11 protein-coding genes and 1 pseudogene are annotated in these 13,673 nt (G+C 42.6%); 3 read left to right on the plus strand and 9 right to left on the minus strand.

Annotated features, from left to right (window positions below):
- Positions 1 to 4 precede the first annotated feature (4 nt).
- The 6 genes from EUBREC_RS10420 to EUBREC_RS10445 form a co-directional block, all read right to left on the minus strand.
- Positions 5 to 2,026, minus strand: a complete 2,022-nt coding sequence (locus EUBREC_RS10420) for a cadherin-like beta sandwich domain-containing protein (protein WP_012743136.1) — start codon at positions 2,024 to 2,026, stop codon at positions 5 to 7.
- Positions 2,027 to 2,042: 16 nt separating this feature from the next.
- Positions 2,043 to 4,415: a dockerin type I domain-containing protein gene (locus EUBREC_RS10425; protein ID WP_012743137.1), complete on the minus strand. Its 2,373-nt coding sequence runs from the start codon at positions 4,413 to 4,415 to the stop codon at positions 2,043 to 2,045.
- Positions 4,416 to 4,628: 213 nt separating this feature from the next.
- Positions 4,629 to 5,672, minus strand: coding sequence for a DUF1002 domain-containing protein (locus EUBREC_RS10430; protein WP_012743139.1), 1,044 nt, complete (start codon positions 5,670 to 5,672; stop codon positions 4,629 to 4,631).
- A 12-nt stretch (positions 5,673 to 5,684) separates the two neighbouring features.
- The gene (locus EUBREC_RS10435; protein WP_012743140.1) at positions 5,685 to 6,722 is read right to left on the minus strand and encodes a S66 family peptidase; all 1,038 of its coding nucleotides are present in this window, start codon (positions 6,720 to 6,722) and stop codon (positions 5,685 to 5,687) included.
- The gene (locus EUBREC_RS10440; RefSeq protein ID WP_012743141.1) at positions 6,719 to 7,018 is read right to left on the minus strand and encodes a hypothetical protein; all 300 of its coding nucleotides are present in this window, start codon (positions 7,016 to 7,018) and stop codon (positions 6,719 to 6,721) included. The genes EUBREC_RS10435 and EUBREC_RS10440 overlap by 4 nt, the downstream gene beginning before the upstream one ends.
- Before the next feature lie 210 nt (positions 7,019 to 7,228).
- A complete protein-coding gene (locus EUBREC_RS10445; protein WP_012743142.1) occupies positions 7,229 to 8,134 on the minus strand; it encodes a radical SAM protein in 906 nt (301 codons plus the stop codon).
- Positions 8,135 to 8,422: 288 nt separating this feature from the next.
- Here EUBREC_RS10445 and EUBREC_RS10450 point away from each other — a divergent pair, with 288 nt between their 5' ends.
- Entirely contained in the window at positions 8,423 to 9,661 is a 1,239-nt protein-coding gene (locus EUBREC_RS10450; protein WP_012743143.1) for a 6-phosphofructokinase, read from the plus strand.
- A gap of 64 nt (positions 9,662 to 9,725) precedes the next feature.
- Positions 9,726 to 11,168, plus strand: a complete 1,443-nt coding sequence (locus tag EUBREC_RS10455; protein ID WP_012743144.1) for a L,D-transpeptidase family protein — start codon at positions 9,726 to 9,728, stop codon at positions 11,166 to 11,168.
- Between the two features lie 641 nt (positions 11,169 to 11,809).
- On the opposite strand, the pseudogene EUBREC_RS17015 reads toward EUBREC_RS10455, so the two are convergent.
- A pseudogene (locus EUBREC_RS17015) lies at positions 11,810 to 11,983 on the minus strand (tyrosine-type recombinase/integrase); the annotation flags it as partial.
- On the opposite strand from EUBREC_RS17015, the gene EUBREC_RS10460 reads away from it, so the two are divergent.
- The gene (locus tag EUBREC_RS10460; RefSeq protein ID WP_012743147.1) at positions 11,962 to 12,351 is read left to right on the plus strand and encodes a hypothetical protein; all 390 of its coding nucleotides are present in this window, start codon (positions 11,962 to 11,964) and stop codon (positions 12,349 to 12,351) included. The pseudogene EUBREC_RS17015 and the gene EUBREC_RS10460 sit on opposite strands and share 22 nt — an antisense overlap.
- 41 nt (positions 12,352 to 12,392) lie before the next feature.
- Here the strand turns inward: EUBREC_RS10460 and EUBREC_RS10465 are convergent, their stop codons facing one another.
- Both EUBREC_RS10465 and EUBREC_RS10470 read right to left on the minus strand, forming a co-directional pair.
- Positions 12,393 to 13,130, minus strand: a complete 738-nt coding sequence (locus tag EUBREC_RS10465) for a hypothetical protein (RefSeq protein ID WP_012743148.1) — start codon at positions 13,128 to 13,130, stop codon at positions 12,393 to 12,395.
- A 29-nt stretch (positions 13,131 to 13,159) separates the two neighbouring features.
- Entirely contained in the window at positions 13,160 to 13,390 is a 231-nt protein-coding gene (locus EUBREC_RS10470; protein WP_012743149.1) for a response regulator, read from the minus strand.
- Positions 13,391 to 13,673: the final 283 nt, after the last annotated feature.

Below are 13,673 nucleotides of genomic sequence, written 5' to 3' on the forward strand. Positions count from 1 at the left end.
TTCACTAATTTAAGTCGATGAACTGCAAATCATCATCCTCGCTGTCATCCTCATTGTCATCCTTTGCACTGCTGTCTATAGTCTCAGACGGCTTATTTCCCTCATTGACAAATCCATCAAGTGCCCTTTGAAGCTGATTCTTTAAAGCATCCTCATCAGCATCGTTTTCTGTGTCAGAAACGTTTTCCTGCCTTGAATCGTCTTTTAAATCAAACTCAGAGTTTTCATTCTCAACAGCTTTCTTAGAATCAGGTGTAATTTCTACGGTTCTTCCGACATAGGATGCATTTGATATATTTTCATCCGTAGCCATCTTTTGCTCATCTGCAGCACCTTCCGCTGTTTCTTCTGCGACTTCATCTGCCGGCTCTTCTACAGCTTCATCTGCTGTTTCTTCTGCAGCTTCATCCACCGACTCTTCTGCAGCTTCTTCTTCCACTTCATCTAACGACTCTTCTGTAACCTCTTCTTCCGGCTCATCTGCTATCTCGTCCGCAGTTTCATCAGTTGTTTCTTCCAAAGCTTCATTTGATACATCTTCTGCTGCATCATCTACATCATCATCGTCATCATGATAGTCCATTGCCTTATATTTTCTGTTTTTCACAGCTGATACAATAAGCAACAGTAACAGAATAATGATAATAAGAACCAGTATTGCAGCTAAAACAAGATATTTATTGGCAATTCCCGGGACAAGCTCGCTCTTTGTTGTATCGTTTTCCTCCTGTGCCACTGTAGGTGTACTGAGCTCGGTTCTCATATATGTGCCATCTACGCTATCATATGTGTACCAGCCACTCTCACCATTGTCATTCATGGCGTATACGAGGTAAAAATCCTTCGTCTGATCATCTTTTTTTTCGGCTTTAGTCTGGTATGCTGTTGCCACACCCTTGCCCTCTATGGAGAGCGAGACCTCATTATATCCTTCAGGCACATCATCCACCTTAGGCAGTAAAACTACGATAAAATGTGACTCGGAATTGATACGGACATACTCATACGCTGCATTCTGGGCAGCATCATATACAAAAAGCCCATTGCCGCTTTCTGACTGTAAATACACAAGTGTGATATCACCAAAGGTACCATGAAGGGTATTGTATTCAAGACCGTCAATCACTGTCTTTGAGTGCTCAAAGCCTTCAGGAACAACATCCTCAGGAATGTCATTTACCATAGTCCACTCTGTTCCATTTATATTGAACTTCTTCCAGTTATCCTGCTTATCCGCATTCTCCGGATCATCCTCGGCTCTTCTGGTAACTACTATATTGTATGTGCTTGTACTGCCGTCCTCTGCTGTCACAACAACGCTTACTGTATTCTCTCCAACCTCAAGTGAATCATTGCCTGTGACAGATGTCACACTCGCCTTGGAATCAGCCGGATTTGCTGTAACCGCAAGGCTTGAACAGCTGTAATCTACTGTAGCTGTGTAATCCTTTGTCGCAGCAGAAAACTCAGGTGAAAGTGTACCTGCTGAAATAACAAGTGAGCCAAGAGATGCGTTTGAGGATTTCTTTTCCTCTTTGTTTTCATTATCTTTATTTGCATCGCTGTCATTTCCTGTATTGCTGCCCGAATTGTCCTTGTTGCTGTTTGAATCGTTGTTTGATGAAGCACTTGTTACGGTCACCTTCGTGCTGGCACCTGTGATTGTGCCTCCGGCATCGTTACCCTCTGCATCTCCTACCACTGTACAATACGCCTTTATAGTGCAGCTTCCTGCGCCCTTCGCTGTAAATGAAAATGACTGCGATGTAGGATATCCGGCAGCGTCACCAATATTTGCCACACCATCGCCTCCGTTACTCAGCACTCCCTCGTCAGAGCTTGAGATAACTACTGTACCAAAATATCCTGACGGCATAGAAACCGTCACCTTGACTGTTTTTCCAACAGCTACAGAGCTTGAGCTGACACTTAATCCAAGTCCCTGCGCATATACATGCTCGGCAGGTGCGAAAACAAGCATCACCGCCATAACAAGTGATAATATACATCCAAATAATTTCTTCATATTTTTCCTCACATTTCTAATTCTGCGATATCTTTGATTTGCCCAGTATATGTCTGTTCATGATTATCATATCAAGGGCATTTCCACCATCACGCTTTCTGTTAGCATCAGCTGCCTCCAGATAAGCACCTGTGAGTGTTCCCTTTCCTAAGATATGTCTGTTGAGCTTAATCATATCAAGAGCATTTACAGCACCATCACCATTGATATCTCCATATATAACAATATCGTATGTCTTTTTCAGATTACCTGAAGCATCATAAACAGCCACTTTATTGCCTGTTGCAATCTTTCCGCTGTTTTCTGAGCCTGAGCTTGTCAAAAGCTTTACAGTACCTGATGCTGATACTGCTATATTCTTCACAAAATCAGCTGCACCGGTTCCAGGCTCAATGCCTGTAATATAAGTACCTATACTGTATTTACCTGATGTTATGTTTACATCTGTATTATTTTGGTTATTATTGTTCTGATTATTATTGTCACCTGCATTATTTGCAGATGCCGCCTGCCTGTTTATATTGATAGTGTATGTTCTTGTATCACCGCTTTGCGACTTGCATTTTACCTTAATTGTATTATTTCCGACAGCAAGCGAATAGCTTCCTGTGCCTGAAACACCACTGTTTCCTGAAACTGCATCTGCCGAAACAGTCACTGAGCTTATGGCATTTGAAACAACTGCTGAATAGCTTGTTGTCGCTCCATTGAAGGCCGGTGTGAGTGTTACACCACTTATCGCAAGCGACTGCAGATAGTTATTGGTATCGCCAGCTTTATCGAAGCCCACTGCTGACGATGGCATATTGTTGTATACAGGTATTTTAAATACAAAAGCCTGATTCCTGTCTGAATATCCTTTAGCCAGACTCTGTCCCTCAGTAAGAGCCGCTGTGGCATTGCCCATGTACTGATGGAAATACAGCGAGCTTGTATTTACTACATTAAACTTCTCAAAATACAGTGTATTTTGACCCTTATTTATATAATTGCTGCCCACCTTTACAGCTCCGCCGCTTATGGACTTTGCTCTTGTATTCCAGCCCTGCTTCTTGGCAAAAGCCAGACCATTTTTATAAATCTTATCCTTCGTGTTTCCGGTTGCACTAAAATTAAAATAATTATAATATCCTTCATATCCGGAATATGTACCCGAAATAAGAGGGCTCGTTCCCTTTTGTCCCTGCTCCTGCTTTATACGCGATGCTATATGGTATGCACTTACTCCACTGCTCTTTGCCACATCCATGAACGTGCTTGCATAATTGATTTTCTCACCATTGTTGGAATAGGTCTTTGTTCCCTCCATAAATGTGCCTTTTACTATGGACTTGACACCTTCAAGTGCCTCATTCGGACTGTATGCCAGACTCTGAAACTGAAAAATATTGGTCTCATCAAGGAAGTTCCTTGGATCCATGAGATAAGCAATATAAGCACTGCTTGCTGACACCCAGCCCGGCTCATACTCAACCCACGTATTTGTTGACCAGTTATATGCTCCGGCAGCTGTGGATTTCTTGGCATTGTCTGCTGATTTGGATACCAGATTAAGTCCGTTTACACTTTCATTTTCAATCACCGTATCCCAATTCAAACCTGTATTTACAGCCTCAAATGTCCAGCTTGGATACTTATTGTGAAGAGCTGTAAGGTTTGGAATATAGCTGTCTGGAAAGCCTGCATTCTTCATAGCCGTGACAAAATCAGTATTGTCTCCACTATTATTGTATGTCACCTTTATGTATGTACTGATAGTCCAGCCCGTAAATGCCTTGCCGTTTAAAGTACCCTTGACATTATACCAGACCACACCGTTTACCCTGGTCTCTCCAATTATGTCAACCTGATGGTTCCAGTTGAGTGAGACAACCTTGGTAGTGCCAGATGTGCCTGCTGCATTGCGGACATACACATTGCCACCTGTAATCGTACCTGTAGCATATGCTCCCGATGCGGTTGCAAGGGCAAGCTGTTCCTCATTATTCTGCTGTATGGCATCCGCATTGCCGGTGTCTGCTGAAGCATCCCCTGTCTGCGCATTGTCTGATGCAGCTGTGCCGGTACCTGCTGATACAAAATCAGACCTGATATAGCTTACACACTCCTCGTTATTTGCTGCCAGATTGTACTTTGCCTTGTACCACACCTTGCCGTCTGCACCTGTGGTCTGCTCAAGAATAATAATATCCTTACCGTTTGAAAGCTTGTGCTCCAGCTCATACTCTGTGCCCGGTCCGCTTCTCGCCGCTACCCAGTATCTCTCATCACACACAACCTTAGCCGCCTGATCCGCATAAACTGCTATGCTGCTGTATGGTGCCAGGTCACATGCGGCTAATGACAATGTTACGACAGAGGCTGCCAGAAATTTATTTATCTTTATCATCAAATCCCATCTTTCTTATGTGCATTGTTTACATTAATCCATTATCCATTTAATTATAATAGAATATGACCTTTGTATCAATGTATTCGGCAGAAATTTATTATTTTTTTATTAATGATAAAAAAACTCCCTTCAACGTGTAGCACATGCTTACGTTTCAGGGAGTTGCCTGATTCATATTCTGCTTATTCTTACTGTCTCCTGTAGCTTTTTCTAGCTGAACAGTGATTTTATCTTATCCCATAAATCCATGAAAAAGTTACCAAGCTTTTCCCAGAAGCCCGGGTCATTTATCTTATCGCCAAGCTTTGATGCCCAGTCCTGTGCCTGGTTGATGACTGAATCCCAGTCGATATTGGCATCCTTAAGCTTCATAAGAAGCGATGTCAGCTTTGCAATATCATCATCAGAAAGCTTCAGGTCGTAATCCTTTGCAGCCTCCTTTATCGCATCCTTTATCTGGCTCTCATCCTTGAGCCTTCCATCGGCAAGCTGCTTCTTTAGGTCTGCAATCATTGCCTCGATATCCTTCGAATCGCCGTCAATGCTCTTGTTGAGCTCTCCTGTTGTGACAAGCTCATCCATCGCTGCGTCTGTCACCTTGTCGTCAAGCTTCTTGCCTGTCATCTCCTCGTATGCCTTTAGTGTGCCTACAAGTGCTGCCGTTCCGGAAATAGGGAAAGGGCCTGCGACTATGATTTTAGCATCAGCTATGCCTGCTGTGGCAAGCGCATTCTTGTACATTCCTACCGTACAGTAATTGATATTGTGCGTGGAAACACTAAGACCCGCGCCCTTTTTATCCTCTGTAATGAGTACTGAGGAAAGTGATCTTTTGCCAATCTCGCTCTTGCTGATGTATGAATCGAGGTACTTGTGCTCCTCATCATTATTTACATAGACCACATCGTATTTGTCCAGATCAGTGAGCTCGATTCCCATAAATCCAAGCACTGTCGCTCTCTGATCCGGTGTGAGGTCTGCTCCAAGACTTAAGTATGGCTTATCATTTTTGCTGATGGTCACCTTGTCGTTTGCCTCACTGCCGGCTGTCGTTGTGCTGTCTGCAGTACTGTCTGTGTTACTCTTATCAGCTGCGTCACTGCTGTCACTGCCTGATACATCAACGCTTGAAACTGTATCAGTCTGCGTAGCTGTCTCTGTTGCAAATACTGCCGGATTCATCGTAAACAGTGTCACCGCAGCAAGCACGCTACATACAATACTCTTTGCTTTTTTCTTTATTAATCTAATCATTTTTCCTCCAATCTACTGCTCTATATCATACGAAATTGTAAAGTTGCTTCCGTCGAAGCTGACATCTGCCATGCTTCCGCATACCACAGGCATCATCGGTGACATATGACCTATATCCAGATCCATGATGATTGGCACATTAAACTCTCTAAGCAGTGATGAAAGCGCCTGTCTGTGGTCTATGCCAAACATTTCCTCTCCGAAGTGCGCCGGGCGTCCGATAAGAAAGCCCTTTACATTTGAAAACCATCCTGCATTTTTCATCTGCCACATAGCCCTTCTCATGCCCATCACATTAAGGTCACATGCCTCAAGGAACCATATGATACCATCATCACTGTAGCGCTCATTAAATTCCCTTACATGGTCAAACGATGTACCAAGCAGATTGATAAGACAATCCATGCAGCCACCAAGCAGCCTGCCTCTCATGGTAAGCCTGCTTTCCTTTGCCACCGTGGGAATAGAGCTGATGCACGACTTTTCAGTCAGGTTGTAGCCCACAAACGGAGCATTCTCATCCTTTATCGATTCCTTCTCCCACATAGGGTAATTGGTAAATGAAAGCTTCCTGCCACAAAGCAGATTAAATGCATCGGTAAGTGACTCATGCCACACCTCCATGCCAAAGCTGCCCGCACACGGCCCGTAAATACCTGCTGTATCTGCAATAGTAGCCTCCAAAAATGTGAAATTCGTGTTGTCGGAATAGCCCATGTACCATTTAGGCTTTGACTGCTTCACGCGCTCAAAATCAATATAAGGCACTACCTCGCACATCAGCTCGCCACCACCACAGGATATAAGCACATCACTGTCAGCAGAAACATAGCTCTCGTTCAGCTCTTCTGCGCACTTCTTAGGTGTATTGCTGATACCTATGCCACTGTCGCACCTGCAGTTAGGTCCCTCTATCGTCTTATAACCCATGCTGTGAAACCTTTTAATGGCATTGTCAAAGGCACTCCTGTACGGCTCTGTTGTACAGCCCATCGAAGGCGCCACAAAGCCTATTGTTCCTCTATCCTTTAGAAATTCAGGGTATCTCATGTTTCTATCATCCTATCACTATTATTTACATATCTAAGCTTCTGTCTGAAGTAAAATATGTAGGATTTTATCATTTCTGTCAAGGTCATTTTACTGTCATAATTAAATGTCGTCGTGTACTGCACATGCTGTCTGTTGCACCAGTTGTATATATCATGCAGACTTATCGAATCAACATTCTTCATATTGTTCATAAACACCTTAACCTTTGAAAGCTCATCCTCACTGTCAATGTATAGATGAAAGATAGTATTCGGACATTCAATTATTATCTGCTGTTCTTCTATATTTTTCATCACTGTATCCTCTATTGAATGATGTATCCTGTGTGATTAAAAACATTATCGTCTGTCACACCGGGATGTGAGTAATAACAAAATATCGTAACTGTTCAGTACCTTCACAGCTAAAAAATATCACATAACCATAGTACTACACCGGCGTCACAAAATCCAGTCATTTTTGCCTGCCAATTCTTACTATTTTATTAAGAAAAACGGTAAATATTATACTCCCTCACAGTCAAATGCCGGAATGAAGCTGTCCTTTGCCACGTCACCCTCCTGTATAAATGCATTCGTGATTCCTATTTCGAGGGCATAGTCAACAAGCCTTTCATACTCTCTCCTTGTCACTGTGCGGTTTATCTCAGGATAATCCTTTAGTGCAATCGGCGTAAACTGGCTCATCATGCTTATATATACGTGATCATGATATGTATCATACAGGTACTTAAGTACAGCCTTTGCATCATTCACATGTCCCGGCAGTAGAAGCTGTCGCACAATAACTCCCTTTTGTATGAGTCCTGTCGCATCGTCAATCACGACATCCGGCTGCTGCCTGACCATCTCTGAAAGCGCCTGCTTTGCGACAGACGGATAATCTTTTGCCCTTGAATACCTTGCCGAAAGCGTACTGTCCATATATTTAAAATCCGGAAGATACACATCCACTATACCCTCAAGCAGCTTTAGCTCTGTCACATTTTCATATCCGCTCGTATTGTATATAATAGGAAGCTTCATGCCGCGGCTTTTTGCATCGTTTACCGCCCACACTATATCAGGGATATACTGCCCCGGTGTGACCAGATTGATATTATTTGCGCCTTTGTCAGCAAGTTCCATAAAGATATCACTCAGCCTCTCTTTACTGATCACCTTTCCCGCTTTTCCGTCAGAAATCTCCCTGTTCTGGCAGAACACGCAGTGCAGGCTGCAGCCTGAGAAAAAAACTGCCCCGCTTCCTCTTTTTCCTGATATGCACGGCTCCTCCCAGTAATGAAGCGCTGCTCGCGCCACCTTTATTTCAGATGAAACGCCACATACGCCTGTTTGTCCGGTGCTTCTGTTTATGCCACATTTTCTGGGACACAATAAGCAATTCTCGTATTTATTCATATTTTTCATTTTAACCCTTGCTAAAAATAATGTTTGATACTACAATCTATATGATTAAAGGGTCAAAAGGTATCATCGATGCATTCTTGCATGCAATTCGATGTACACCTTAGTGACCCGCACTACACCGAGAAAGTAGCAATTTGCTGCGGGGACGCAGGAAATTAACGGATTTCGAGGTGTAGTCAGATTACGGGAATGCGTAGCATGTAGTAATCTGATTAATCATCATTTTAAATTATATCATAACTATTCTTACAGAAGAGAATAGTTAAAATACACAATAAGGAGATTACAATGAATCAGTCAAACTGTATCGTCGCCCAGTCAGGCGGCCCAACTGTTGCAATCAACGCAAGCCTTGCAGGAGTCATCGCAGGAGTAAAAAGCTCTGAGAAATACGATATCTGCTATGGCGCCGTAAACGGAATACTCGGCATATTAAATGAGAATTATCTCAATCTGTCAGATATTTTTGCAGATGATGCTAATCTTGAAAAGCTTAAGACCACACCTGCCATGTATCTTGGCTCATGCCGCCACAAACTCCCTGATTACAAGGATGATGATTCACCATATGTATACATCTTCCACCAGTTCGATAAGCTTTCCATAAAAGCTTTCTTTTACATCGGTGGAAATGATTCGATGGATACCGTATTAAAGTTATCCGATTATGCAAAAAAAATCAACAGTGATGTGAAAATTATAGGGATTCCAAAAACCATCGACAATGATCTGTGCATGACAGACCACACTCCTGGCTTTGGCTCTGCCGCCAAATATATCGCATCAAGCATGCTTGAGATAGCCCATGATACCTTTATCTATGCTGTTAAGAGTGTGACAATCGTTGAAATCATGGGACGTGACGCAGGATGGCTCACTGCCGCTTCCGCTCTCGCACGTAATGAGTACAATACAGCGCCTCAGTTCATCTATCTGCCTGAGGTGAATTTCGACAAGGACAAATTTGTTGCCGATATAAAAGAAGCCCTTGCGCACACTAACAATGTAATAGTCGCCGTATCCGAAGGAATACATGACGCAGACGGCTCATACATTACATCATCAAAGGCCGCATGTGACCAGTTCGGACACCAGCAGCTAAGCGGTGCCGGAAAAGCTCTTGAGTTCATCGTAAAGGAAAACATCGGTGTCAAGGTGCGCTCTGTAGAGGTAAATGTGCTCCAGCGCTGTGCCTCACATCTTGCATCATTAACCGATATCGAGGAATCTTTTGCTCAGGGTAAAAAGGGTGTCACTATTGCAGCAGAGGGTGTGACCGCATCAATGGTATGCTTAAAGCGCATCTCAAATAAGCCTTATCAGGTGGAATACACATATTCTGCTATCAAGGATATCGCAAACGAGGCCAAGTCTGTGCCAAGAGAGTGGATCAATGATGCTGGCAATGATGTGAAACCTGAACTTATCGAATACTTAAAGCCACTTATTCAGGGAGAAACCGCTGTAGCCTACAAGAATGGTCTGCCTGACTATATGGATGTGTCACATCTTCACAAATGTAACTGATTTTAGCTGCTGTCTACACCCCGGTGTGGGCAGCAACAGCATATCTCCAAGGAGGTCGATTTACATGAAGAAAAAAGTGCTTATAACCTGCGCCGTTGTGCTTGGTGTGCTTTTGGCTGTTTATCTTGGCTTTGCCTTTTATTTTAGCAGCCACTATCTGTTCAACACAAAGATTAACTCTGTAAAATACGCAGGGAAAACTGCAAAAGAGGCATTAGAAAAAAATACAGCCCTAAGCCGCGACTATCTGCTCACAATCACTGATAGAAAAGGCAACAGCTTTTCACTTAAGGGACCTGATTTTTCCTATGAATATGTCTCAAACGGTGACGAGGAGCAAATCCTAAAAAGCCAGAATGCTTTTACATGGCCTGTCAGTCTCTTCAAAGCTCAAAACTATACTCTAAAGGGTTCGTCCAAATATGACGATGCCGCTTTGGCGGAAAAGCTCAAGGCTCTTGATATTTTCAGTGATGACTACATTGAGAATCCGGAGGATGCCCACATCGAGATAAAAGACGGCAAATACGATGTGATTGAAGAGAAAAAAGGCTGCAATCCGATATATGACAGCATCCTTGCCGAGGTAAAGGATGCCCTGGACAATGAGCTTCCAAAGCTTAGCTTAAACGATGACTGTTATGAAGCTCCAAAAATCACAAAGGAAAGCGATACAATCAAAAATGAAAAAGAAGCCCTCGACAAATACACTGCTTCAACCGTCACCTACAAAATTGAAGGTGCCGACGAGAAGCTTGACTCAGCCAAAATCCTTGATATGCTAAGCATCTCAGATGACGGCAGCGTGAGCATAGATGATGCCAAGGTCACTAAATATGTCCAGCAGCTTGCTTCCAAGTACAATACCTTCGGCCGCAAGCGCTCGTTCAAAACATCGTCCGGTGACACTATTGAAATAGGTGGTGGAGACTACGGATGGGTAGTCAGCAAGAAAAATGAGAAAGCCCAGCTCCTTTCAGATTTAGAGGGCGGCAAGCCAGTGGAAAGAGAGCCTGTTTACGAGCAGACAGCACTCTACCGAGGCGCTGACGACATAGGTAATACATACATAGAGATTGACTACACAAAGCAGCACATGTGGTATTACAAGGATGGTGCTCTCCAGATGGAGTCTGATTTCGTATCAGGTAATCTCGCCCGTCAGAATGGTTCCGTAGATGGTGTATACAAGATTGTTTACAAACAGAGAAATGCTACTCTTGTCGGCGAGGGATACTCTTCTCCTGTCAGCTATTTCATGCCGTTTGCCTACAATATAGGTATCCATGATGCCAGCTGGCGTGATACCTTCGGAGGAACAATTTACAAAACCTCCGGCTCACACGGATGTATCAATGTGCCGCCTGCTTTTGCAGAGCAGCTGTTCAACGCTGTGGATAAAGGCACTCCTGTCGTTGCCTACTACAGAGAGGCTGTCACTCTGACAAACAATGCTGCAAAGATGTCCAATGCATACTCGTATGTGGCTCCTGATGCTGCACAATAATTAATAATACGGGAAAGCGACCGGCACATAGGGATTGGCCCGCTCGGCAGAGGTGCTCCCGACGAGCTAACGCTACGCAGCTAAGGTACTGTACGAATTATGCTTTTTAGGGTTTCTATGCTTGACGAAACCGTCGAAACGCGCCGTCCATGGCGCGGTTTCTCCTTGCCCCGACGTCCATGCCGGGGCATTTCTGCGTTTCATGGGCATAATTCTACAGTATCTAAGCCGCTACGCTAGTCGCTCTTTCGGGAGCACCTCTGCCGAGCGGGCCAATCCCTATGTGCCAGTCGTTTTCCCTTACTCTTTCGCTATATTCATGCGATTTTTCCATCTGAAAGTGTGTTAAAATCTGCTTACATTGAAGTATTTTCCACTACTCCAGTAACAAAATGTCAATAGTTTTTTAATCACTTTTTTCAAAAAGGCAAAAAAATAGAACGTATCGATTATTTCCATACGCTCTATCTCACATTTCATATTAAATTTTTGAATTCTACAAACTGGGGTTTATCTATTAACTCTCTTAACTTTCCCCTATTTTCAAAGCTTTCTGCCATTGAAAATTCTATATATGTATCCTTTTCCCTTGTTTTTGCCCTTATGGGATAATCACAAGGGAAAATTCATTATTCAGTTGTTTAATCATTGCCTGCCACTTTATCAAGAAGTCTTGCGGAAGTCCGCTTTGCTTCCCTTGTAGCATGGGCATAGACATTCATGGTGGTACTCACGTCTGAGTGTCCTGACAGTTCCTGCACATCCTTAGGCTGAGCCCCGTTGGATAAGAGGTTTGTCGTGTAGGTATGCCTTAGAAAGCAAGATTACCACCAAAGAGGAAGAGATCCGAACTCTCAAAGCCAGATTATCCAATATCGTCAGACAGCATGAATTTGCAACAGTACAAGACTTCTACACAACATTCTATACTGCACAGCGTGCCTTTGACGCATATCAGAAAGAACGTTCTAAGTGGGAAGAAGCATACGGAGAGATAGTTACTCCAAAGTTCGAAACCATACACGACAAAATAAAAAGGTATCAGGAAAAGTCTGACAACCAGAACGCCAATCGACCTTATCAAAGCAAAGATAAAGGGGGCGAGATAATCGCCCCTCAATTTCATTGCTTAATTTTTTCAAAAATGAAGTTCAGAACACTCATCATCAAGGAATCACACTAAACTTCCATTATTGAAATCAATTTGATTAATTGCTATAGTAATCAGCTCTTCAATATTTGATAGCTATATAATTTTTTCATATTTTCACTTTTTCTTCTCTCAGCCTCTTCCAGCGCCTCATTATATAAACTCTTGTCAGAATATACTTTATCCCGAGAATATACAATACTTTCGATAATACCATGAAACAAATCATCATAAGCCATTTCTTTCGTATAGCCATCACCAACATTTCCTGCATCAATTTGTGCGTATAATTCATCCAGATGCTGCTGGAAATACGTTTGAAAATCATCATGGTTATCTGTTTTAATCAAGACAAGAGATTCCCCTTCAAAAGTATCACATGCGCGCAATTTATTAATCGAATATTCCTTTAAAAAATCAATAAAAGAATCTAAATCATAAACTCGATTGAATATAGGCATCAAACGTTCCTTCACATATAAAGCCGTCGCTGAAATAATCTCTTCCATTGTATCTTCGGTATATTCAAAACTTACTCTTGCTTCATTTCGTGGAAGGAATGAATTTAAATCCTGTCCAGCATACAATATTGATTTTTTATCGATAGAAGAATGATATGTAGAAATAATTCCTGCAGTAAGGAAAAATCCTTTTGCCCCTTTATTCCATGCCGGAGCTGTTTTTACTCCAAAAAAAGCCATCAAATCTTCGTTGAGCATTTTAACAAAAACATTCAATTTTGAGCAATATCGAAAACCCTCTGTTTGAAATGTTTCACCAAAAATAAGTTTAAACTGTGAATTAAACGACATAAAAAATCTCCTTTGTTATAGTCCAAACATCAACCTGTATGCAAGATAATTTCCTCCATAAGCTGAAATCCATCTTTTCCGGGCAGCATAATGTCCAGCAAAATCAGCTGGTAGTCTCCAGCCCTCAAATAATCCATGACCTGGTTCCCGTCACTGCAAATCGTTCCCTTATAATTTCCCAATGAAAGGGAAACCTTTATCATCTTCGCTATATTCTCATCATCTTCCACGATTAAAATCTGTGCTGTAAATGTTTCCATATCATGCCAAATCTCCTATCCGCTGTTACAATACTGCTAGTTAGTATTCAAGCAACTCATATTATATCGTATTCGTTTATTATTCTCAATCCCGAGTAATAAAACAACAATTAACTTCACTTTAAAGGTTATAGATTTTGCGGATCACCGGCGCAGTCTCCGGGTCAAGGATCAGATGCCCATTATCGTCCGGGTCACGCATCAGACCGAGGGGCGTAAGCCGCCGGAGCGACTGCCCTGCAGCAGAGGCGTTCTCTCGTAAGCGCATAGCGAAGCTGCCTAG

Source organism: Agathobacter rectalis ATCC 33656, assembly GCF_000020605.1.
Taxonomy (GTDB): Bacteria; Bacillota; Clostridia; order Lachnospirales; family Lachnospiraceae; genus Roseburia; species Roseburia rectalis.